The 22,534-nt window shown below is 67.0% G+C and carries 20 protein-coding genes; 7 read left to right on the top strand and 13 right to left on the bottom strand.

Annotated features, from left to right (window positions below):
• Position 1: 1 nt before the first annotated feature.
• The 7 genes from Q9K23_RS16845 to Q9K23_RS16815 all read right to left on the bottom strand — a co-directional run bounded on the left by Q9K23_RS16845 (position 2) and on the right by Q9K23_RS16815 (position 6,356).
• Entirely contained in the window at positions 2-1,225 is a 1,224-nt protein-coding gene (locus Q9K23_RS16845) for an MCE family protein (protein WP_053776190.1), read from the bottom strand.
• The gene (locus Q9K23_RS16840; protein ID WP_053776189.1) at positions 1,222-2,283 is read right to left on the bottom strand and encodes an MCE family protein; all 1,062 of its coding nucleotides are present in this window, start codon (positions 2,281-2,283) and stop codon (positions 1,222-1,224) included. The genes Q9K23_RS16845 and Q9K23_RS16840 overlap by 4 nt, the downstream gene beginning before the upstream one ends.
• On the bottom strand, positions 2,276-3,457 hold the full coding sequence (locus Q9K23_RS16835; RefSeq protein ID WP_020790509.1) for an MCE family protein: 1,182 nt from the start codon (positions 3,455-3,457) through the stop codon (positions 2,276-2,278). Before Q9K23_RS16835 ends, Q9K23_RS16840 begins: the two co-directional genes overlap by 8 nt.
• Positions 3,458-3,460: 3 nt before the next feature.
• Positions 3,461-4,312, bottom strand: coding sequence for an ABC transporter permease (locus Q9K23_RS16830; protein WP_020790503.1), 852 nt, complete (start codon positions 4,310-4,312; stop codon positions 3,461-3,463).
• A 1-nt stretch (position 4,313) separates the two neighbouring features.
• Entirely contained in the window at positions 4,314-5,078 is a 765-nt protein-coding gene (locus tag Q9K23_RS16825) for an ABC transporter permease (protein WP_053776188.1), read from the bottom strand.
• Between the two features lie 95 nt (positions 5,079-5,173).
• On the bottom strand, positions 5,174-6,064 hold the full coding sequence (locus Q9K23_RS16820) for a 3-oxoacyl-ACP reductase (protein ID WP_053776187.1): 891 nt from the start codon (positions 6,062-6,064) through the stop codon (positions 5,174-5,176).
• Positions 6,065-6,164: 100 nt separating this feature from the next.
• Positions 6,165-6,356, bottom strand: coding sequence for a ferredoxin (locus tag Q9K23_RS16815; protein WP_020793710.1), 192 nt, complete (start codon positions 6,354-6,356; stop codon positions 6,165-6,167).
• Positions 6,357-6,520: 164 nt separating this feature from the next.
• Between Q9K23_RS16815 and Q9K23_RS16810 the strand changes: the two genes are divergently transcribed.
• Genes Q9K23_RS16810 through Q9K23_RS16800 form a run of 3 tightly spaced genes read left to right on the top strand, consistent with a single transcriptional unit; the run spans position 6,521 to position 10,447 of the window.
• Positions 6,521-7,738: an acyl-CoA dehydrogenase family protein gene (locus Q9K23_RS16810; RefSeq protein WP_020793711.1), complete on the top strand. Its 1,218-nt coding sequence runs from the start codon at positions 6,521-6,523 to the stop codon at positions 7,736-7,738.
• A gap of 33 nt (positions 7,739-7,771) precedes the next feature.
• Positions 7,772-8,905 (top strand): acyl-CoA dehydrogenase family protein, encoded by a 1,134-nt coding sequence (locus tag Q9K23_RS16805; protein WP_053776186.1) that lies wholly within the window; start codon positions 7,772-7,774, stop codon positions 8,903-8,905.
• A 9-nt stretch (positions 8,906-8,914) separates the two neighbouring features.
• Positions 8,915-10,447, top strand: coding sequence for an AMP-binding protein (locus Q9K23_RS16800; RefSeq protein WP_020791607.1), 1,533 nt, complete (start codon positions 8,915-8,917; stop codon positions 10,445-10,447).
• Positions 10,448-11,653: 1,206 nt separating this feature from the next.
• Here Q9K23_RS16800 and Q9K23_RS16795 read toward each other — a convergent pair.
• Positions 11,654-12,793: a nitronate monooxygenase family protein gene (locus Q9K23_RS16795; protein WP_053776218.1), complete on the bottom strand. Its 1,140-nt coding sequence runs from the start codon at positions 12,791-12,793 to the stop codon at positions 11,654-11,656.
• Positions 12,794-12,814: 21 nt separating this feature from the next.
• Positions 12,815-14,461: an acyl-CoA synthetase gene (locus Q9K23_RS16790; RefSeq protein ID WP_053776185.1), complete on the bottom strand. Its 1,647-nt coding sequence runs from the start codon at positions 14,459-14,461 to the stop codon at positions 12,815-12,817.
• An 80-nt stretch (positions 14,462-14,541) separates the two neighbouring features.
• Between Q9K23_RS16790 and Q9K23_RS16785 the strand changes: the two genes are divergently transcribed.
• Positions 14,542-15,363: a crotonase/enoyl-CoA hydratase family protein gene (locus Q9K23_RS16785; RefSeq protein WP_020793764.1), complete on the top strand. Its 822-nt coding sequence runs from the start codon at positions 14,542-14,544 to the stop codon at positions 15,361-15,363.
• A gap of 92 nt (positions 15,364-15,455) precedes the next feature.
• Here the strand turns inward: Q9K23_RS16785 and Q9K23_RS16780 are convergent, their stop codons facing one another.
• Positions 15,456-16,493 carry an LLM class F420-dependent oxidoreductase gene (locus Q9K23_RS16780; protein WP_053776184.1) on the bottom strand — a complete coding sequence of 346 codons (1,038 nt, stop codon included), beginning with the start codon at positions 16,491-16,493 and terminating at the stop codon, positions 15,456-15,458.
• A gap of 75 nt (positions 16,494-16,568) precedes the next feature.
• Here Q9K23_RS16780 and Q9K23_RS16775 point away from each other — a divergent pair, with 75 nt between their 5' ends.
• Genes Q9K23_RS16775 through Q9K23_RS16765 form a run of 3 tightly spaced genes read left to right on the top strand, consistent with a single transcriptional unit; the run spans position 16,569 to position 19,864 of the window.
• Positions 16,569-17,603, top strand: coding sequence for an OB-fold nucleic acid binding domain-containing protein (locus tag Q9K23_RS16775; protein ID WP_020791431.1), 1,035 nt, complete (start codon positions 16,569-16,571; stop codon positions 17,601-17,603).
• Between the two features lie 33 nt (positions 17,604-17,636).
• Positions 17,637-18,686 carry a thiolase domain-containing protein gene (locus Q9K23_RS16770; RefSeq protein WP_053776183.1) on the top strand — a complete coding sequence of 350 codons (1,050 nt, stop codon included), beginning with the start codon at positions 17,637-17,639 and terminating at the stop codon, positions 18,684-18,686.
• Positions 18,686-19,864: a thiolase domain-containing protein gene (locus Q9K23_RS16765; protein WP_020791996.1), complete on the top strand. Its 1,179-nt coding sequence runs from the start codon at positions 18,686-18,688 to the stop codon at positions 19,862-19,864. Before Q9K23_RS16770 ends, Q9K23_RS16765 begins: the two co-directional genes overlap by 1 nt.
• A 33-nt stretch (positions 19,865-19,897) precedes the next feature.
• On the opposite strand, the gene Q9K23_RS16760 is transcribed toward Q9K23_RS16765, so the two are convergent.
• The 3 genes from Q9K23_RS16760 to Q9K23_RS16750 form a co-directional block, all read right to left on the bottom strand.
• Entirely contained in the window at positions 19,898-20,437 is a 540-nt protein-coding gene (locus tag Q9K23_RS16760; RefSeq protein ID WP_053776182.1) for a carboxymuconolactone decarboxylase family protein, read from the bottom strand.
• A 230-nt stretch (positions 20,438-20,667) separates the two neighbouring features.
• Positions 20,668-21,120 (bottom strand): nuclear transport factor 2 family protein, encoded by a 453-nt coding sequence (locus tag Q9K23_RS16755; protein WP_020791995.1) that lies wholly within the window; start codon positions 21,118-21,120, stop codon positions 20,668-20,670.
• Complete coding sequence (locus Q9K23_RS16750) at positions 21,117-22,388, bottom strand: cytochrome P450 (RefSeq protein ID WP_053776216.1); 1,272 nt, start codon at positions 22,386-22,388, stop codon at positions 21,117-21,119. Before Q9K23_RS16750 ends, Q9K23_RS16755 begins: the two co-directional genes overlap by 4 nt.
• Positions 22,389-22,534: the final 146 nt, after the last annotated feature.

Genomic DNA, 22,534 nt, shown 5'->3' with positions numbered 1-22,534 from the left:
CTCAGCCTCCCGACCTGGTCGACGGCGCCGGTTCCGGCGTCGGGATGGTCGGCGACGGTACCGCCGGCCGCGTGGTGCGCGGCGTCGGTTCGGGCCCCCATGCTTGCGGCAGCAGCGGGAATCCGCTGTATCCCCATGCCTTTGCGACCTCCGGGTACTTCTGCTGCAGGATCTTCATGAACGTGGCGGTGTAGTCACCGAAGGTGCTGACGCCGACCAGCGAGTCGAAGTTCGGACCGTTGGCGACGGCCTCGCCGAGCGCATTCGCGTACGGCCCCAACCGGTCGACGGTGTCCTTCAGGTTCTGCTCGTTGTCGTTGAGGATGTCGAGTACCTGGTTGAACTTGGTCAGGACCGGGGTCAGCTGGGCGTTGTTGTCGTCGATGAAGCCGCTGATCTGGGCGGCCACGTCGCGGGTGCCCTGGATCAGCTGCGCGATCGCCGCACGCCGGAACTGCAACTCCCCCAGCAACGAGTTCGCGTCGATCAGCAGGCGATTGATCTGTTCGTTGCGGTCACCGATGATCGAGCTCACCGAGTTGGCCTTGGCCAGCAGCTCGCGCAGCGCATTGTCGCGGTCGGCGATCGCCTTGGACAGCCGTGCCACACCGTCGACGGCACCCTGCACCTGATCCGGGGTCTGGGAGAAGGTCTCCGACATCACGCCCAGGGCCCGGTTGAGTTGTGTCGTATCGGTTTTCGCGAGCGTATCGGTGGCGTCGTCGAGGGCGTCGGTCAGCGAGTACGGCGCAACGGTGTTGCGGTTTGGGATCTCCCCGCCGGGCTCGATTCGGCCGGCACCGTGCGGGATGATGGTGACATTGCGTCGGCCGAGCACGGTCTCGGTCTTGATCGCCGCCTGCGTCTCGGTGCCCATGACGACGCTGTCGGCGAGCCGGAAGGCCACCGCGGCCTTGGTGCCGTCGTCGGTCTTGGCCAGCGAGATCTTCTCCACCGTACCGACATTGATGCCGGCGACGGTCACGATGTCACCGGTGACCAGGCCGCCGGCGTCGTCGAAGTAGGCGGTGTAGGTGCTGATCGGCGAGAGGTAGGGCAGCTTGTCCATCTGCAATGCCACCAGCACCACCATCGACGTCACCACGATGCCGATCACACCGATCTGGGTGCGGGTGCGGCCGCCCCGCTTGTTCTCACGCTCGACATCGGCCGAATCCGATTCAGATCGATGACTGCGGAACAGATTTCCGAAAGGTCCGCTCATGACGGGTAACTGCACCTCCCCCCGGCCTTGGTCTTGTCACCCATCACATCGTTGGATGTGAAGAAGTACTGCTTGCCGTCGGGTCCGCTGAGCAACAACCGGATTCGACAGAAGTAGATCTGCAGCCATGCCCCGTAGCTGCCCAGGTTCGACAACATCTTGTAGTCGTTGGGCAGTCGCGGCAACAGGGACCGCAGGAACGGTTCTGCCTGCACCACGTTGTCCGAGGCCACCCCGATACTGGTCAGCGTCGACTTGAGGGCCGGGCGGGTGTCGGCCAGCAGATCGGCCAGACCCTCTGTGGTCTCGGCGGTCTCGCTGATCGCGTTGCCGATGGTGCCGCGTTGCGCCGACAGCCCGCTGATCAGCAGCTGCATCTGGTCGAGGCTGGTGTCGAGGCCCTTGCGGTCGCCGTCGAGGGTGCCGAGCAGGTCGTTGAGGTTGTCGATCACCGAACCGATCAGCTGGTCGCGGTCGGCGAGCGCGTTGGTGAACGACGACGTGTCGGCGAGCAGTTTGTTCAGCGCACCGCCCTGGCCCTGGAACACCTCCACCAGCGACGCCGACAACTCGTTGACCTCGTTCGGGTTCAGCGTGCGGAACAGCGGCTTGAACCCGCCGAGCAGCTTGTCGAGGTCGAGGGCGGGCTCGGTCTGCGTCTCCGGGATGGTGTCGCCCGCCGACAGCGTCTCGCCGGGATCGGCGGCGCCCTGGGTCAGTTCGAGGTAGCGGTCACCGGTGAGGTTCTGGTAGCGGATCAGGGCCCGCACCGAACTCGGCAAGGTGTACTTGTCGTCGACGCTGAAGCCGACGAGTGCCTGGTTGTCGCGGGTGAGCGAGACGTTCTTGACGGTGCCCACCTCGACGCCGGCGATCTTGACCTTGCTGCCCGACTTGATCTGGGAGGCACTGGTGAAGATCGCCTTGTAGCCGTCGGAGCCACCGCCGCGATAGTTGCTGAACACCACCACCAGGCCGATGAACACCAGGACCATCACGACGGCGAAGGCACCGAGTTTGATCACTGTCGCGCGGAAGGCGCGTGCGCGGTTATCCAAGTTTCGGCTCCCCGAACAGGAGTTGGAACAGCTTCGTCCGATCGAATTTCGGTGTCGTGCGCGGCTGATAGGGCGTCGGTGCGTTGTCGGTGACGTAGAAGTCCGAGTGCGCAGTGGTGGTCGGATCGCTCAGACCGCCCGCACACGTCGGCGGACCGTCGGCGTTGACCCGCGGCAGGCTCTGCGGATAGGTGTAGGGCTCCTTGCCGGGCAGCAGACCCGCGTACAGCAGCAGCGTCCCGTTGCGCCCGCCCATGTAGGGCTTGGCGATGTCGGAGGCCACCGCGGAGGTGCGCAGGAAGCAGGCGATGCCCGGGGCCTGATAGCCGAGCAGCTGCGACACCGGGTCGAACTGGGTGAGCGTGGCCATCAGGTCCTTCTTCGACGGCGCGACCACATCGTTGTCGATGGTGTCGGCCATCGAGGTCACGTTCAGCAGCAGGGACGCGAAGTTCGAGGCGTTGGCCCGCAGCGTGTTGCCGGTGTAGACCGCGTTGTCGACTGTCCGCATCAGGTCGTCCACCACGTCGCCGTAGACGTCGGTGGTGGCCGCGGTCTGCCGGATCAGCTCGTTGAGCTCGGGCAGATGCGGGTTGGTCTTGCCGAGCAGTTCGTGCAGGTCCTCCAGCGACCGGCCGAGCTGTTCGCCGCGGCCGTCGAGGGCGGTGGTGAGCGCGCCGACGGTGGCGTTGAGCTTCTCCGGCTGCAGCGTCGCGAGAACCGACACGAGTTGCTGGTAGACGGTGTTGAGTTCGACGACGACGTGGTCGGCGCCGATCACCTGTCCCGGCTGCAGGGTGCCGGACGGTTTGTTGTCGGGCACCTCGAAGTACACCGACTTCGCGCCGAACACGGTGTTGGACTTGATCTGGGCGGTCACGTTGCCGGGGATCTGCGACATCTGACCGGAGTCGATGTCGAGTTCGAGGACGGCCTGCTCACCGTTCTCGGTGATCGAGGCGACCTTGCCCACCTGGACACCACGTAGACGCACCTTGGCGTCGGGACTCATCACCAGGCCGGCGCGCGGGGCCTGCAGGGTGACCCGCTCGGTGGAGGCGAACCACCCGAGGAACTGCGCGGATGCGCCCACGACCAGGGCGACGAGCACACCCACCATGATGACCGCGGCGAGTCGTCGGACCCCGACACTGCGTTCTTGTCGTCTGCTCATCGCTCAGCCCGCCAGGTTGAATTTGCCGTCGGCGCCGTAGATGGCGAGGGAGGTGAGCAGGGTGATCACCACGACCACGACCAGCGAGGCGCGCACGGCGTTGCCGACCGCGACGCCCACGCCGACGGGACCACCGGTGGCGTTGTAGCCGTAGTAGGTGTGGATCAGCATCACCGCGATGGCCATGCAGATGGCCTGCACGAACGACCACAGGATGTCCGACGGGATCAGGAAGGTGTCGAAGTAGTGGTCGTAGACGCCCGGTGACTGGCCGTAGAGGACGACCGTCGCGAACCGGCTCGCCAGGAAGGATGCGAGCGAGGCCAGCGAGTACAGCGGGATGATCGCGATCATGCCGGCCACGATCCGGGTGCTCACGAGGTACGGGATGGACGAGATGGCCATGGTCTCGAGGGCGTCGATCTCCTCGCTGACCCGCATGGCACCCAGCTGTGCCGTCGCACCGGCGCCGATGGTGGCGGCCAGGGCGATACCGGAGATCACCGGCACCGCGATGCGCACGTTGATGAAGGCGGAGAAGAAGCCGGTCAGCGCCTCGACGCCGATGTTGGCCAGCGAACTGTAGCCCTGCACGGCGATGGTGCCGCCGGTGAACAGGGTCAGGAAGCCGACCACGACGACGGTGCCGCCGATCATGGCGAGTGCGCCGGTGCCCATGGAGATCTCGGCGATCAGGCGCAGCGTCTCCTTCTTGTAGAGACGCAGGGCGCGGGGGATGGCGACGATGCTGTCCCAGTAGAACAGTGCCTGGTCGCCGATCTGGTTCCAGTCCTCGCCGGCACGCTTGACCGCGACCCGTGCCGTACGCAGGCGGGTGGTGAACGGAAGTACCATGTCAGCCCGCCGTCGCCTTCAGACCGACCGCGGTCACCACGACGTTGACCACGAACAGTGCCATGAAGGAGTAGACCACCGTCTCGTTGACCGCGTCGCCGACGCCCTTGGCGCCGCCTTTGACGTTGAGGCCCTGGTAGCAGCCGACCATGCCGGCGAACAGTCCGAACAGGGCTGCCTTGACCATCGAGATCATCAGTTCGCCGAAGCCGGTGAGCAGCGTCAGGTTGGCGATGAAGGCGCCCGGGTTGACGTCCTGCAGGTAGACCGAGAAGACGAAGCCGCCGCCGATGCCGATGGTGCAGACCAGGCTGTTGAGCAGCAGCGCCACCCCGGTGGAGGCGATGATGCGCGGCACGACGAGCCGGTGGATCGGATTGATACCGAGCACCTTCATCGCGTCGATCTCCTCACGGATGGTTCGGGCGCCGAGGTCGGCGCAGATCGCGGTGGCACCCGCACCGGCGACGATGAGCACGGTGACGATGGGCCCGATCTGGGTGATCGTGCCCAGTGCGGCACCGGCCCCGGACAGATCCTGGGCGCCGATCTCACGCAACAGGATGTTCAACGTGAAACTCACCAGGACCGTGAACGGAATGGCGACCAGCAGGGTCGGCACCATCGACACCCGGGCGATCGCCCAGGACTGTTCGACAGTCTCGCGCCACTGAAATGGTCGCCGGAAGAGCTCTCGAGCCGAATCGACGCCGAGCGCGACGAAATCGCCCACCCCGTCGAGGGGCCCCGCCAGCCTGTTCAGCACAGCACTCCTCATCCCTCGGATGTCATGCGCAACGTAAACACTCGACCGCACCATAGTAGGTCAGTTGACCCACTCCCCCCGGCTCGGTCTGTGACTCAACCGATCAGGTCGCTCGCGGAGAAGGTCCGCCTCGGATCACGGTCGGCGAAATGACTGCTCAGGACCTTTGCGAGGTCCCCCGAATCCCACGCATCGCCGTCCGCGGTGAAGACCTCGTCGACTGTCGGTGCACGCATCACCATGACTCGGGGACCGTACACGACGAACACCTGCCCGCTGACCGATTCCGAATCCGGACCGGCCAGATAGGTCACGAGTCGCACGACGTGCTCCGGGGACAGCGGGTCGATGCCGTCGGTCGGGGCCTCGCCGAACACGCCCGCGGTCATCCCGGTCCGGGCGCGCGGACAGATCGCGTTGGCGCGCACCCCATATCGACCGAGGACCCGCGATGCCGACAGCGTCAGCGCCGTGATACCGGCCTTCGCGGCACCGTAGTTGGCCTGCCCCTCGGGGCCCAGCAGACCCGCCTCCGACGAGGTGTTGATGATCCGGCCATAGACCGGCGCGCCGGCCGCCTTGGACTCCGCCCGCCAGTACGCGGCGGCGTTGCGGGTGAGCAGGAAGTGGCCCCGCAGGTGAACCCGGATGACCAGGTCCCAGTCGTCGTCGGTGAGGTTGAACAACATCTTGTCGCGGGTGATCCCGGCGTTGTTCATCACGATGTGCAGGCCGCCGAGGTCGTCGGTCGCGGTGCGCACGATCTCGGTGGCGGTGGCGGCGTCGGAGATGTCGCCGGCCACCGGTACGGCGGTCCCACCGGCCGCCCGGATGGTGTCGACGACGTCACTGTGCTCGAGTGCGGACGCGAGGTCGTTGACGATGACCGCCGCCCCGTCGGCGGCCAGGCCGAGCGCCTCCGCCCGGCCGAGTCCCGCACCCGCCCCGGTGACCACCGCGACGCGCCCCTCCAACGATCCAGCCACTGCAAACCCCTATCCGAGAACCGGCCTGAACGAAAAACTAGAACTTGTTCTAACACGTTAGCCGGTTGCGGCGTCAAGCCGTGGCCGATTCGTCAGAAACTCACTCCTCGAGCGACAACGCCGACTTCGGGCAGCTGGCGACCACCTGGCGCAGCTCCTCGACCCGGTCGGCAGGAACTTCTTCCTGAAGAATCACCAGGTAATCGTCGTCGTCGAGATCGAAGACGTCCGGCGCCATCCCGACGCAGATCGCGTTGGACTCGCACAGGTCGAAATCAGCCTTGATTCGCATGGCAGCCACTCCCTCTCATTCCCCCCGCTGGTTGACGGGCTACGTCAAACAGGTTAGAACGTGTTTCAGATATTGGCGAGTATCGGCGCGGATCCCAGCCGGAACGGGACGCGCCCCGGCCCGCCGATCCGACATACCTCTCGGCGACGATCACGGAGCCCACGATGCGAATCGCTTACACCGATCGACAGTCCGCCCTCCAGACCGAACTGCGCAGCTACTTCGCGGGTCTGATGACCGACGAACGCCGCGCCGCCCTCTCCGGCGGCGACGGTGAACTCGGCGAGGGAGACGCCTACCGCGACGTCGTCCGCCAGATGGGTGCCGACGGCTGGCTGGCGCTGGGCTGGCCGGAGGAGTTCGGCGGCCAGAACCGCTCGATGATGGATCAGCTGATCTTCACCGACGAGGCCGCGATCGCCGGGGCGCCGGTGCCGTTCCTGACCATCAACTCGGTGGCGCCGACCATCATGGCGTACGGCACCGACGAGCAGAAGGCGTTCTTCCTGCCGAAGATCGCCGCCGGGGAGCTGCATTTCTCGATCGGATACTCCGAGCCGGGGGCCGGTACCGACCTCGCCGCGCTGCGCACCACCGCGATCCGCGACGGCGACGAGTACGTGATCAACGGGCAGAAGATGTGGACCAGCCTGGTGCCCTACGCCGACTACATCTGGCTGGCGTGCCGCACCGACCCGGCCGCACTCACCGCAGAAGGCAAGGCCGCCGGGGTCAAGAAGCACCACGGCATCTCGGTGCTGATCGTGCCGACCTCCAGCGCGGGCTTCGCCTACACCCCGGTGCACACGATGGCCGGGGTCGACACCAGCGCCACCTACTACACCGATGTCCGGGTGCCCACAACCGCGCTCGTCGGACCCGAGGGTCGCGGCTGGTCGCTGGTCACCAACCAGCTCAACAACGAGCGGGTGGCGCTGTGCAGCGCCGCGCCGATCCAGACCGCACTGCGGGAGACCGTGGCCTTCGCCCAGCAGACCAAGACCGGTGACGGCAGCGCGCTGATCGACACCGACTGGGTCCGCCACAACCTGGCACGCGTGCACGCCGAGGTGGAGTTCCTCAAGCTGATCAACTGGAAGATCGCCTCGGCGGCGGCCTCGGGCGGGGCGCCCAATCCGGCCGATGCCTCGGCGACCAAGGTGTTCGGCACCGAGTTCGCCACGGAGGCCTACCGTCTGCTGATGGAGGTGGTCGGCCCGGCCGCCACCATCCGGGCCGGCAGCGATCGTGCGCACCTGCGCGGCCGTCTCGAGCGGTTCCAGCGGACTTCACTGATCCTCACCTTCGGTGGCGGCACCAACGAGGTGCAACGCGACATCATCGCGATGCTCGCCCTCGGCCAGCCCCACCAGCGCCGCTGATCCCGACATCATCTCGAATCCGAAAGAGTCATCATGGATTTCACGCTTTCCGACGAGGCCGTAGCGCTGCGGGACCTGACCCGCGACATCGCCGAGAAGATCTGCACCGACGAGCGCACCGAGCAACTCGAGGCCGCCGACGCCCCGGTCGACGACGCCCTGTGGCGTGAACTGGCCGCGGCCGGGCTACTCGGCGTGGAGATCCCGGAGACCTCCGACGGGCTGGGCCTGGGCATGGTCGAATCGGTCACCGTCGCCGAGCAATTGGGCCGTCGGCTCGCCCGGGTTCCGTTCGGGGCCCATGCCGTGGCGGCGGCACCGGTGATCGCCGCACACGGTTCACCGGCGTTGCGTGCCTCGCTCCCGGCGGCCGCGGCATCGGGGACGCTGGTGCTGACCGTGGCACTCGAGGAGGACCTGGGCACCGATCCGCTGATCCCGCAGGCACGGCTGGTCCACACCGACCACGGCGTGCGGCTCTCCGGGGCCAAGGTCAACGTCGGATATGCCGACGTCGCCGGCGCATTCCTGGTGAACGCGGTCGACGACGCCGGGGCCCATGTCGTGTTCGTCCCCGCCGGCACCCCCGGGGTCACGGTGGTCCCCACCCTGACCACCGGCCGGACCCCGGTCTCGATCGTCGAGTTCGACGACGCGGCGGTCGGTGCCGACGACATCCTCGCCGGCGGGGCCGCCACCGTGGCCGAACTCGCCGACCGGATGACGCTGGCCGTGTGCGCCGACCAGAGCGGGACCGTCACGCGGGCACTGGAGCTGACCGCGGCCTATGCCGCCGAACGCGAACAGTTCGGCCGGGCCATCGGATCGTTTCAGGCGGTGGCCCAACGGCTTGCCGACGGCTACATCGACGCGCAGGGGTTGTCGCTGACCACCACCCAGGCCGCTTGGCGATTCGCGCTCGGCGACGGCGAGGACGGCGGTGCCCCGGATCTGCGGGTCGCTGTCCAGACCGCCAAGTTCTGGGCGTGTGAGGCCGGCCATCGGGTGGCGCACACCGCTGTTCACGTGCATGGCGGCGTCGGACTCGACACCACCCATCCGGTGCACCGATACTTCCTCCGCGCCAAGCAGAACGAGTTCACGCTGGGTTCGGGGCCGGTCACATTGGCCCACATCGGTTCCGCACTGGCCGCCACTCCCGCCTGAGGTGTCCCGATGACCACACCGGCGGTGTCCGATGCGACGATCGGTTCTCTGCTCGACGCCCTCGCCGATGTCGACGACCGCGGGGTGATGGGTGAGCACGGATTCGTCTCGTGGGCCGAGCATCTCCGGTTGTCGCGGGTGCGCGGTGCGGCGCTGCGTGATCGCCTGGACCCCACACGTCCACCACATGTCGGGGTGTTGCTCGACAACGTGGTGGAGTTCAGTGTCCTGGTCGCGGCGGCGTCGATGGGCGGCCTGGTGGTGGTCGGGCTCAACACCACCCGACGGGGCGCGGCACTCGCCGCCGACATCGCGCGGTCCGAATGCCAGCTGGTGCTGGTGGATTCCGATACCGCGGGCCTTCTCGACGGGGTCGATGTGGGGGTGCCGGTGGTCGACGTGGCCGACGCGGCACAGTGGTCCGCGGGTTCGGCGGTCGCTCCCGAGCACTCCCCCGACGCCGACGATCTCCTGATGCTGATCTTCACCTCCGGTACCACCGGCGATCCGAAGGCGGTGCGTTGTACCCAACGCACCTTCGCGGCGGCGGGAACCATGCTGGCCGAGCGGTTCTCGATCGGTGCCGACGACGTCGTCTACCTGTCGATGCCGATGTTCCACTCCAACGCGATGATCGCCGGGTGGTCGGTGGCGTTGGCCGGCGGGGCGTCGATCGCGTTGCGCCGCAGGTTCTCCGCTCGTGGCTTCGTCGCCGATGTCAAACGGTACGGCGTGACATATGCCAACTACGTCGGCAAACCGCTCAACTATGTGCTGGCCACCGACGAGCAGCCCGACGACGCCGACACTAGGCTGCGGATCGTCTACGGCAACGAGGCCCCGGCCGCCGATCGGGAACGATTCGCCCGCCGCTTCGGTTGTCGGGTGATCGACGGATTCGGTTCCACCGAGGGCGGTGTCGCGATCACCCGAACCCCGGACACCCCGGTGGACGCGCTGGGGCCGCTGCGCACACCCACGGCCATCGTCGACCCGGAGACCGGGGTTCCGGTGCCCACCGGAGAGATCGGTGAGATCGTCAATGCCGCGGGTCCGGGACTGTTCAGCGGCTACCACAACGATCCGGTGGCCACCGCCGAGCGGATGCGCGGCGGTATCTACCACACCGGTGATCTCGGTTGGGTCGACGACGCCGGCTACATTCATTTCGCCGGCCGTCTGGGCGACTGGCTGCGCGTCGACGGCGAGAACCTCGGCACCGGCCCGATCGAGCGAATCCTGCTGCGTCATCCGAAGATACGTCAGGCAGCGGTCTTCGGGGTACCGGTGGAGATCGGGGACGAGATCGAGGCGGCGCTGGTGATCGACGGGACCCTCGACCCGTCGTCGTTGACCCGATTCCTGGAGTCCCAGTCGGATCTGGGCCCCAAGCAGTGGCCACATCGGGTGCGCATCGTCGACGCGCTACCGGAGACCGCGACGTTCAAGACGGTCAAACGACATCTCCGCCAAGCCGATCAGCCGCCGACCTGGGTGCGGTCGGGACACACGTTCACTCCGCCTGCGCCCCCTGGCGATTGAACCCAGACTGCGCTCGTCGGCTCAACCACCAACGGCGAGTGGCAGATTGAGCCGAGCATCCTACGATGATTGAGCCGGGACCGAGCGGAGCGAGGACCCGAGTCGAAATCTCCGCACCCCACGCCGGGAAGCGACCACCACCGAGGTGGTCACGCCGACAACCCCGGCCGACAGAGGTTTCGACACGCCTCGTCGCCAGGCATTGGTGATTGAGCCGGGACCGAGCATCGCGAGGACCCGAGTCGAAATCTCCGCAGCATGCGCCGGGAAGTGACCACCACCGAGGTGGTCACGCCGACGACGCCGGCCGTCTGAGGTTTCGACACGCCTCGTCGCTACGCTCCTCAACGGCTCAACCAGCAAAAACGCACAACCCATGGATGATTGAGCCGGGACCGAGCGGAGCGAGGACCCGAGTCGAAATCTCCGCAGCCCACGTCGGGAGGCAACCACCCCCGGAAGTGGTCACGCCGACAACCCCGGCCGACAGAGGTTTCGACACGCCTCGTCGCTACGCTCCTCACCGGCTCGACCACCAATAACGCACGACCCATGGATGATTGAACCGGGACCGAGCGGAGCGAGGACCCGAGTCGAAATCCCCGCAACCCACGCCGGGAAGTGACCACCACCGAAGTGGTCACGCCGACAACCCCGGCCGACAGAGGTTTCGACACGCCTCGTCGCTACGCTCCTCACCGGCTCAACCACCAAAAACGCACGACCCATGGATGATTGAACCGGGACCGAGCGGAGCGAGGACCCGAGTCGAAATCCCCGCAACCCACGCCGGGAAGTGACCACCACCGAAGTGGTCACGCCGACAACCCCGGCCGACAGAGGTTTCGACACGCCTCGTCGCTACGCTCCTCACCGGCTCAACCACCAAAAACGCACAACCCATGGATGATTGAGCCGGGACCGAGCATCGCGAGGACCCGAGTCGAAATCTCCGCAGCCCACGTCGGGAGGCAACCACCACCGAGGTGGTCACGCCGACGACGCCGGCCGTCTGAGGTTTCGACACGCCTCGTCGCTACGCTCCTCAACGGCTCAACCACCAACGGCGAGTGGCAGATTGAGCCCAGCATCCTATGATGATTGAGCCGGGACCGAGCATCGCGAGGACCCGAGTCGAAATCTCCGCAGCGTGCGCTGGGAGACGACCCCCACCGAGGCGATCGCGTTCCGAGCCGGCCGGCGCGGTCACGCCTCCAGCGTCTTACCCATCCGTGCGGTGGCCTCCTCGTATTCACTGACCATGTCGGCGATCAGCTCGGCAACCGGGGTGATCGCGTTGCAGCGTCCGACGATCTGGCCGGCGGGCATGGCGACGACACCCGGATCGTCGGAGGCCGAGATCCGGGCATGTGCCTCCGACACCAGGATGTTCTGCAGCGGCATCGGCAACGGTTCGGGCGCACCGTCGGCGTCCCAGGCTTCGGTCCACCGGGTCTTGAGCAGTCGCGCGGGCTTTCCGGAGTAGATCCGACGTCGCACCGTGTCCCGGGACGACGCGGCCAGCAGTGCCTGTTGCACCGTCGACGGTCCTTCATGCCCTTCGGGCACCCCGAGCTGGTATTCGGCAGCGGTCAGCCAGTACGTCCCCATCCAGACCCCTTGGGCCCCGAGGGCGATCGCGGCTGCCATCTGCCTGCCGCTGCCCACCCCGCCGGCGGCGAGGACGGGTGCGGTGTGGCCGACGGCGTCGACCAGCTCGGGCCACAGCACCATGGAGGTGACCTCACCGGTGTGTCCACCGCCCTCGTAGCCCTGGGCGATGACGATGTCCACACCGGCCTCGACGTGGTGCAGGGCATGGTCTTTCGCACCGGCGAGGGCGGCCACCGCGACACCGTGCTCGTGCGAGGTCGCGATCACGTCGGAGGGCGGCGATCCCAGCGCGTTGGCGATCAGCTTGATCTGTCCGTACTTGTCGGCGTGGGCCATGGCGACGTCGACATGCGAGCGTGCCACCGAATGCAGCCACCCCAGCACTCCGGCGTTCACACGCTCGCCGTCGGGCAGCGCTGGCACCCCGAGATCGTCGAGAACACGCTCGACGAAGGCCTTGTGTTCCGGCGGGATCATCGCGGCGAGATCGACCTGCGTTCCCTCGGTGGGGATCTTGGCCGGCATCACCACGTCGACACCGAACGGCTTGCCGTCGGTGTTCTCGTGCATCCACTCGAGTACCTCGTCGAGCTCGTCCGGGTCGTTGAACCGCACACATCCGAGGACGCCCAGTCCCCCGGCACGGCTGATCGCGGCCGCGACGTGCTGACTGGGGGTGAATCCGAAGATCGGGTACTCGATACCGAACCGTTCGGTCAGCTCGGTGTGGATTCGCGCTGCTGCCATGGTGTTTCAGGCCCTTCCGGAGATGACTTGCTGGATTTCGTCAGCCGCGCGGGACTCGGTGACGGACTTCCCCCACCGGTAGTCCGGCTTTCCGGCCGGTGAACGTTTGATGGAGTCGACGAACCAGATGCTGCGCGGGCACTTGTATCCGGCGATCGCGGTGCGCGCCACCTCGTTGAGGCTCGCCAGGCTCGGCCGGGCACCGGCGCGACCGGCGATGACCGCCGCCACCCGCTGCCCGTATCGCTCGTCGGGAACACCGACGACCACGGTGTCGAAGACGTCGGGATGGGCCTTGAGGGCGGCCTCGACCTCCTCCGGGAACACCTTCTCACCACCGGTGTTGATCGACTGGGAACCGCGACCGAGCATGGTGATCGAACCGTCGGCCTCCACCGTCGCGAAGTCACCCGGGATGGCGTAGCGGATGCCACCGAACTCCTTGAAGGTCTTGGCGGTCTTCTCCGGATCGTTGTGATAGCGCAGCGGGATGTGGCCCGAGCGCGCCAGGATGCCGACCTCACCGCTGCCCGGCTGCACCCGGGTGCCGTCCTCGCGCAGCACCACCGCGGCCTTGTCGGCGGTCACGCGGGGTGCACCGACATGCGAGGTGCCCTTCTGCGCAGCCGACATGCCGCTGAATCCCGTCTCCGACGACCCGATGGCATCGAAGATCAGCAGGTTGGGCAGCATCTCGAGGTACTGGTCCTTGACGCTGGCGGAGAACAGTGCCGCCGACGACGCGAGTGAGAGCATGCTCGACGTGTCGTACGGGCGCCCCTCGGGGTGGCCCTGTTCGAGTGCCTCCACCATCGGCCGCGCCATCGCGTCGCCGGTGATCATGACGACGTTGACCCTGTGCTTCTCGACGATCGACCACGCCTGGTGGCCACCGAACTCCGGGTAGATGACCGCCTTGCCGCCGGCGAACAGTTCCTGGAACACCGCCCACTGCGAACCGCCGTGGATGAACGGCGGGATCGGAAAGCGCACCAGCTGGCCGTTCTTCGCCCCGTCCCGGGCCTGCTGCCACTCGTCGGCGATCCGCTCGCCGGTATAGAAGTTGATGCCACCGCCGAGGACGCGCCAGATGTCCTCCTGACGCCAGACCACTCCCTTGGGGCGGCCGGTGGTGCCACCGGTGTAGAGCATGTAGATGTCGTCGTCGGAGCGGGGCCCGAAGTCGCGGTCACCCGATCGCGTCGCCACGATGTCGTCGTAGCGCAGCGCTCCGTCGGGTACCGGTACATCGGTGCCGTCGTCGATCACGACGAGATGGGCGAGTTCCGGGCAATTCGGTAACACGTTCACGACGCGATCACCGTACTGGCGCTCATGGATCAGCACCGCCATCTGCGAGTCGGTGACGATGTGCTCGAGTTCGGCCTCGACATAGCGGTAGTTGACGTTGACCATCGCCGCGCGCGCCTTGAAGATCGCGATCATCGCGATCACGCATTCGATGGTGTTCCTGCTGTACAGACCTACCCGATCCCCCGGTTCGACGCCGAGCTCCAGGAGCTCGTGAGTGAGCGCGTTCGCCTGCCGTTCGACGTCCGCATAGGTCACCGACTGCCCCTCGGTCTCGAGCGCGATCCGGTCTGGAACCAGGTCGACGGCATGCTCGATCAGGTCGGCGATGTGAAATGCCATGACCCAAAACTAGAACGTGTTACTGTTTGGGACAAGGGTTTGTCCGAATTCGCTCAACTTCACCCACGGGGGTCCGCGAGATGACCACGACGTCCGACGCCGAATCCGCCACCGACCACGCTCCGCACTGCCTGGTCGAGAAGCGCGATCACGTCCTGATCGTCACGATGAACCGGCCACAGGCCCGCAATGCGTTGTCGTCGGAGATGATGGCGATCATGACCGAGGCCTGGGACCGGGTCGATTCCGATCCCGACATCCGGGTGGCCGTCCTGACCGGTGCCGGTGGCGCATTCTGCGCCGGCATGGACCTGAAGGCCATGTCGCGCAATGCACCCGGCGACACGGTCAAACAGGGCACCTGGGACCCGGCGTCGTTGCCCGCACTGCTCAAGGGACGCCGCCTGACCAAGCCGTTGATCGCCGCGGTCGAGGGTCCGGCGATCGCCGGCGGTACCGAGATCCTGCAGGGCACCGACATCCGGGTGGCCGGCGAGAGTGCCAAGTTCGGTGTGTCCGAGGCGAAGTGGGGACTGTTCCCGCTCGGCGGCAGTGCGGTGCGGCTGGTCCGTCAGATCCCGTACACCGTCGCCTGCGACATCCTGCTCACCGGACGGCACATCAGCGCCGCCGAGGCCAAGGAGTTCGGCCTGATCGGGCATGTGGTGCCCGACGGCTCGGCACTCGACAAAGCCCTCGAACTCGCCGACGCCATCGCGGCCAACGGACCGCTCGCGGTGCAGGCGATCCTGCGGACCATCCGCGAGACCGAGGGCATGCACGAGCTCGACGCCTTCCAGATCGAGGCACCGATCGGCATCAAGGTGTTCCAGTCGAAGGACGCCAAGGTCGGGCCGAAGTCGTTCGCGACCAAGCAGAAGCCGGTGTTCACCGGCGAGTGACCGCCGGTCGCACGCAGACCCTCCACTTTTACGCAGACCCCCCGACTTCAGGTCGGGGGGTCTGCGTAAGTGTGGAGGGTCTGGCCCGGATGTCAGACGAGCGCAGCCAGCTGCTCGATCGTGGCGACGTCGCGCGCGGTGACCATCAGCATGCCGACACCCGCGGCCTCCCACTGCTTGATCTGGGCGCGCACCTCCTCGGCCGTCCCGACCAGCATGGTCTCGCGCACCATCTCGTCGGGAACCGCGGCGATGGCCTCGGCCTTCTTCCCGGCGAGGAACAGCCGACCGATCTCGGCCACCTCGTCGCCGTATCCCATCCGCGTGTACAGCTCGGCGTGGAAGTTGGTGCCCTTGGCGCCCATCCCGCCCACGTACAGCGCCGTCGACGGCCGGTACCGGTCGACCGCCGTGGCGACGTCGTCGGTGATCACCACCTGCGCCCCCGCGGCCACCTCGAAGTCGTCGCGGCGGCGACGCGCACCCGGGCGGGCGAAGCCCTCGGCCAGCCATTGTTCGTACCGGTCGGCGAGCGAGAGGCTGTAGAACACCGCGAGCCAGCCATCGGCGATCTCGGCCGTCTGGGCGACGTTCTTGGGTCCTTCGGCGCCGAGCCAGATCGGGATGTCGGCCCGCAACGGATGGGTGATCGGCTTGAGCGACCTGCCGAGCCCGGTGGAGCCGGACGCATCGGCGGGGTACGGCAGCCGATAGTGCGGCCCGGAGCTCACCACCGGCGCCTGCCGGGCGAGCACCTGCCGCACGATGTCGACGTATTCCCGGGTCCGCGCGAGCGGTTTGGCGAAGGGTTGCCCGTACCAGCCCTCCACGACCTGCGGACCCGACACCCCGAGTCCGATGATGTGCCGACCGCCGCAGAGATGGTCGAGGGTCAGCGCATGCATGGCCAGCGCGGTCGGCGGGCGGGCGGAGATCTGGGCGACGGCGGTACCCAGCCGCACCCGCTTGGTCGCGGCCCCCCACCACGCCAGCGGGGTGTAGGCATCCGACCCCCAGGATTCCGCGGTGAACACCGCGTCGAACCCGTTCAGCTCGGCCGCAGCCACCAGAGCGGGCGCCTCCGCGATCGGATCGGCCCCCCAATAGCCCAGTTGCAGTGCGAGTTTCACAACGCCTCATCTCTCTCGCGGAATGGCCGTGACATGCGCCTTGTCATCAATACTAGAACGTGTTCTACTCAAAGAGTGAGCATCAGCACAACGAGCGCCGACAGGGGGGCGTCGAGCCCGGTCGCCACGGTGCCCGAACCCGAGACCACCGTCCTCACCGCCCCACTGACCAACACCTTCGGATACACGCGATCCCTGGGACCGGTCCTGAGCCAGTTCGCCCTGGGCCTGCGCGACGGCCGGATCGTCGGCTCCCGCGGTTCGGACGGCAGGGTCGCGGTGCCACCGGTGGAGTTCGACCCGACGACGGGTTCACTGTCCACCGAGCTGGTCGACGTCGCCGCCACCGGAACCGTCACCACCTGGTCGTGGAATCCCGAACCCGTTGCGGCACAGCCACTCGACACCGCATTCGCATGGGCGCTGATCCGCCTCGACGGCGCCGACACCGCACTGTTGCACGTGGTGTCGGTGGACGGCCCGGAGCAGATGAGCACCGGGATGCGGGTGCATGCGGTGTGGCGTGCGGCGCGGACCGGACGGATCGACGACATCGCATACTTCGCCGCCGGCGACGCCCCGGTTGCCGCCGCACCCAACGAGATCGAGCATCCCGACGACGAGCACGTCGTCATCACCACGCCGATCACCACCTCGATCGTGCACTCGGCCACCGCCGAGGAGTCCTGGTATCTCGAAGGGCTCCGCAACGGCAAGCTGTACGGGTCGCGGATCGGCACCGGCGTGGACGCCGGCCGGGTGTACTTCCCGCCGCGCCAGGTCAGTCCGTCCGACGGCGCGGTGGCGGTGGAGCGGGTGGAACTGCCCGACACCGGCATCGTCACCACCTTCTGCATCGTCAACGTGCCCTTCCAGGGCCAGCGCATCGCACCCCCGTACGTCGCGGCGTATGTGCTGCTCGACGGTTCCGACATCCCGTTCCTGCACCTGATCCTCGACTGTCCCGCCGACGAGGTCCGCATGGGTATGCGGGTGCAGGCCGTGTGGGCCCCCGAGGAGGAACGCGAACTGTCGATGGGCAGCATCAGCCACTTCCGGCCGACCGGCGAGCCCGACGCCGAGTACGAGACCTATCGCGAATTTCTCTGACCGCGAACCACTCTCACTGACCAAGGAGTACCCGTGACCCTTCCCAGGATCGCGATCGTCGGGTTCGCACACAGCCCGAACATCGCCGGGACGCACGGCACCACCAACGGTGTCGAGATGCTCATCCCGTGTTTCTCCAAGCTCTACGCCGAACTCGGCATCACCCGCACCGACATCGAGTTCTGGTGCAGCGGATCGTCGGACTATCTTGCCGGACGCGCCTTCTCGTTCATCTCGGCGATCGACTCGATCGGTGCGATGCCACCGATCAACGAGTCCCACGTCGAGATGGACGGCGCCTGGGCACTGTACGAGGCATGGGTCAAGATCGCGACCGGTGAGGTCGACCTGGCGTTGGCCTACGGCTTCGGCAAGGCCACCGCCGGCAACTCCGATCTCACCCTGACCCTACAGACCGATCCGTACACCGTGGCACCGTTGTGGCCGAGCGCCACCTCCCTCGCCGCACTGCAGGCGCGGGCCGGTATCGAGTCCGGCGCCTGGACCGAGGCCGACATGGCGGCGGTCGCCGCACGCGCCGGCGGGGGTTCGGTGGACGAGCTGCTGGCCACCGCACCGATCGCCGATCCGCTTCGGCCACACGACATCGCGCCCTACACCGACGCCGCCGCCGCGGTGATCGTCGCCAGCGAACGGCGGGCCAAGGAGCTCGTCGCCAACCCGGCCTACATCACCGGGTGGGATCATCGGATCGACTCACCGAACTTCGGTGCACGGGATCTGACGGTGTCGCCGTCGACGGTGCTCGCCGGCGACACCGCCTTCGGTGACCGGAGCCGTGCGGTCGACGTCGCCGAGATCGCCGCACCGTTCACCCATCAGGAGCTGATCGTGCGCCAGGCCCTGAACCTCCCGGACTCGGTGCGGATCAATCCGTCCGGCGGTCTCCTGGCGGGCAACTCGCTGTTCTCGGCGGGACTGCAGCGCATCGGCTATGCCGCACACGAGATCCTGCACGGCGACGCATCCACCGCCGTCGCCCATGCCACGAGCGGACCGCTCCTGCAGCAGAACATGGTGGTCACGCTGGGCGACCGAGCACATCTGGGGGACGAGAACTGATGGCACACCACAATCGTGCGGCGGTGCTGGGCACCGGCCAGACCACCTACGTCGCCAAGCGTCACGATGTCACGATGGCCGGGATGTGCCGGGAGGCCATCGACGCCGCCCTCGCCGACGCCCGGGTGGACATCGACGAGATCGACGCGATCGTGATCGGCAAGGCCCCGGATCTGTTCGAGGGCACCATGATGCCGGAGCTGGCGATGGCCGAGGCGATCGGTGCGGTGGGCAAACGGATGATCCGGGTGCACACCGCCGGATCGGTGGGCGGGTCCACCGCCAATGTCGCGGCGTCACTGGTCTTCGCCGGCGTGCACCGTCGGGTGCTGGCGGTGTCGTGGGAGAAGCAGTCGGAGTCCAATGCCATGTGGGCGCTGTCGCTTCCGGTGCCGTTCACCAAGCCGGTCGGTGCGGGTGCGGGCGGCTTCTTCGCCCCGCACGTGCGTGCCTACATCCGACGCTCCGGCGCACCCGCACACATCGGGGCGATCGTCGCCGCCAAGGACCGCCGCAACGGTGCCCTCAATCCCCTTGCGCACCTGCATCAACCGGACAAGACGGTGGAAGACGTGCTGGCCTCACAGATGCTGTGGGACCCGATCCGCTACGACGAGACCTGCCCGTCGTCGGACGGCGCGTGTGCGGTGGTGATCGGCGACGAGGCCGTCGCCGACGCGGCCCTCGCCGACGGCGAGAAGGTGGCCTGGATCCATGCGACCGCGATGCGCACCGAGCCGTTGGCCTTCGCCCATCGCAATGTGGTGAACCCGCAGGCCGGTCGCGACGCCGCGGCCGCGCTGTGGAAGGCCGGTGGCATCGACAACCCGATCGAGGAGATCGACGCCGCCGAGATCTACGTGCCGTTCTCGTGGTTCGAGCCGATGTGGCTGGAGAATCTGGGCTTCGCCCCCGAGGGTGAGGGCTGGAAGCTCACCGAGGCGGGTGAGACCGAGATCGGCGGACGTATCCCGTTCAATGCCTCCGGCGGTGTGCTCTCGTCCAATCCGATCGGCGCGTCGGGCATGATCCGCTTCGCCGAGGCCGCCATCCAGGTCATGGGCAAGGGCGGCGCACATCAGGTGCGCGATGTCCGCAAGGCCGTCGGCCACGCCTACGGCGGTGGCTCCCAGTACTTCTCGATGTGGCTGCTCGGGGTGGACAAGCCCCAGAGTTGATGTTCGGGAATCGGGCTCGGCGATCACCCCCGGTCACTCCGGCAGCGCGCACGCCGCACCGTCGGAGATCCCGGTGGGCCGCACGCCGAGTGACTGATTGAGCCGGGCACGCTGGTTCTCCCATGCCACCGTGGTCGCGAGTTCGGCGACCTGCGCCCGGCTCAGTTGTGCGAGCAACCGCTCCCGCAGTTCCGCAAGCGTCTCCGACGACGCCGGGGTACTCGTCATGGCCTCGGCGAAAGCGATGACGAGTTTCTGCAGTTCGGTGAAGGCATCGCTGTCGCGATAGACCGGCAGGTCGCGGATCTGCTGTGCGGTGACCCCGGAGTGGGTGGCGATGGCCGAGCCGATGTCGAGACAGAACTCGCAGTTGACCAGTCCGGCGGACTTCAGTTCGGCGAGGTCTTTGAGGGTCGGGTCGAGTTTGTTGCTCAGCAGGACGGCGGTCTCGTACACGCCGACCGCCGCGAGTATCTGGGGTCGGCGTCCCAACCAGGAGAACAGGTCTCCCCGGTGACGTTTGGCCGAGCCGAGGGCCTTGGCGTTGATCCGTATGCGTTCGAGCGACCTCATTGTCCACACCTTCCAGATCCGGGGCCGGACTCGCGCGGCGGACGGGGCCCCGCACCGCAATCGCCGTGTCTCCACCCTGACGCGAACCCTGCGGTGTGACAAGGCCATGGCCGCACGTCACAGTGTGCTGGTCGTCACCGTTCGGCGGACACGACAACGACGAGGGCCGAACTCACAAAGGCACCAACACCTTTGTGAGTTCAGCCCTCGTCCTGGCTGCTGCAGCGTCCTCAGGCCTTGCGGACCGAGTTGATGGTCTTCTCCACCTCCCAGAAGGCGCGAAGTGCGCTGAGCTTGCCGTCGGCGTCGGCCCGGTAGGTGAACACCCCTCGTGCCTCGGAGATGTGGCCCGCGATGTGGGTCACGATCGTTCCGATGTAGGCCACCTCGTTGCCGCAGATGATCTCCTCGTCGAAGACGAACTCGATCTTCTCCGTTGTCCCGATCGACAGATCCCAGAACTCCGAGATCCGTTGCCTACCGGTGAATCCGTTCCCTTCGGCGTCGAACATCGACGGCCCGACCGGATCCTCGACGGTGGCGTCGTCGGCGAAGTTGTCGATCCACGCCTGCTTGTCCCGGGCCTCGACCGCCTCCCGCGATCGGCGCCCGGCGAGTACCGCCGGATGGTTGTCCCGGTCGATGTTCAGATACGCCGGGGTGTCGCTGCTGGTGGTGGTCATCTCGCCCCGTAGTCCACCCGGAGTTCCTTGACCCCGTTGATCCAGCCGTGCCGCAGGCGCCGCGGCGGCTCGAGCCGGGTGATGTCCGGGACGATGTCGGCGAGCGCGTTGAACATCAGGTTGATCTCCATCCGCGCGAGGTTGGCGCCGACGCAGAAGTGCGCGCCGTTGCCACCGAATCCCACGTGCGGGTTGGGATCTCGCATGATGTCGAAGGTGTACGGATTCTCGAACACCTCCTCGTCGTAGTTGGCCGAACCGTAGAACAGACCCACGCGCTGGCCTTCGGCGATGTCGACGCCACCGACCTGGGTGTCCCGCTTGGCGGTGCGCTGGAAGGCGTTGACCGGCGTGGCCCAGCGGACGATCTCATCGACCGCGGTGGCCGGGCGCTCACGCTTGTAGAGGTCCCACGCGTCAGGATGCTCCAGGAAGGCGTTCATGCCGTGCGTGATCGCATTGCGGGTGGTCTCGTTGCCGGCCACGGTGAGCAGGATGAAGAAGAAGCCGAACTCGGTCTCGTCGAGGGCCTGGCCGTCGATGTCGGCGTTGACCAGGACCGAGACGATGTCGTCGACCGGGTTCTTCCTGCGGGCCTCGGCCATGGTGTAGCCGTAACCCAGGATCTCCGCCGAGGCCATCTGCGGATCCTCGGTGAAGTCCGGGTCGTCGTAGTTCATCATGTTGTTCGACCAGTCGAACAGCTTGACCCGGTCGGCCTCCGGCACGCCGAGCAGGTCGGCGATGGCCAGCAGCGGCAGGTCGACGGCGACGTCGTGGACGAAGTCACCGGACCCCTCGTCGAGGGCTCGCTGCACGATGGTGCGAGCCGCGGCGTCGAGCTTCTCCTCGAGTGCCTGCACGGCACGCGGGGTGAACGCCTTGGACACGAGCTTGCGCAGCCGGGTGTGCTCCGGCGGGTCGTGGTTGATCAGCAGCGCCTTGGTGACGTCGAGCTGATCCTGGGTCATCTCGTCGTCGAACCGCATGATCACACCGTTGGGCGAGGTGGCCCAGTCGGCATTGTTCTTCGAGATCTCGCGGATGTGGGCATGCTTGGAGATCACCCAGTAGCCGCCGTCGTGGAAGCCACCGCCCTTGCCGGGACGCTGTGCGTTCCACCAGACCGGGGCCGTCCGGCGCAGCTGCGCGAACTCCCGGACCGGAATCCCCTTCTCCAACAGCTCGGGGTTGGTGAAGTCCCACCCCTCCTGCTTCGTGAACTCGAGCCCCTCCTCGGCGTCGGCGGACGACACCCCCCGGGGCACGTTGACCGTACTCACCACTGATCACACCACCTGTCACTACCGTCGTTGAGATGAGAAGCGCATTCGGTCTCATCTGTGACCTACGGTACACACCGACAATGTCCATTGACGAGAACTCGTTCTAGGTTTTTCTGGACACCCGCCCC

The sequence above is a fragment of the Gordonia sp. NB41Y genome (genome assembly GCF_030718915.1).
In the GTDB taxonomy this organism is placed as follows: domain Bacteria; phylum Actinomycetota; class Actinomycetes; order Mycobacteriales; family Mycobacteriaceae; genus Gordonia; species Gordonia desulfuricans.
This window is presented reverse-complemented; position numbering and strand designations above follow the sequence as displayed.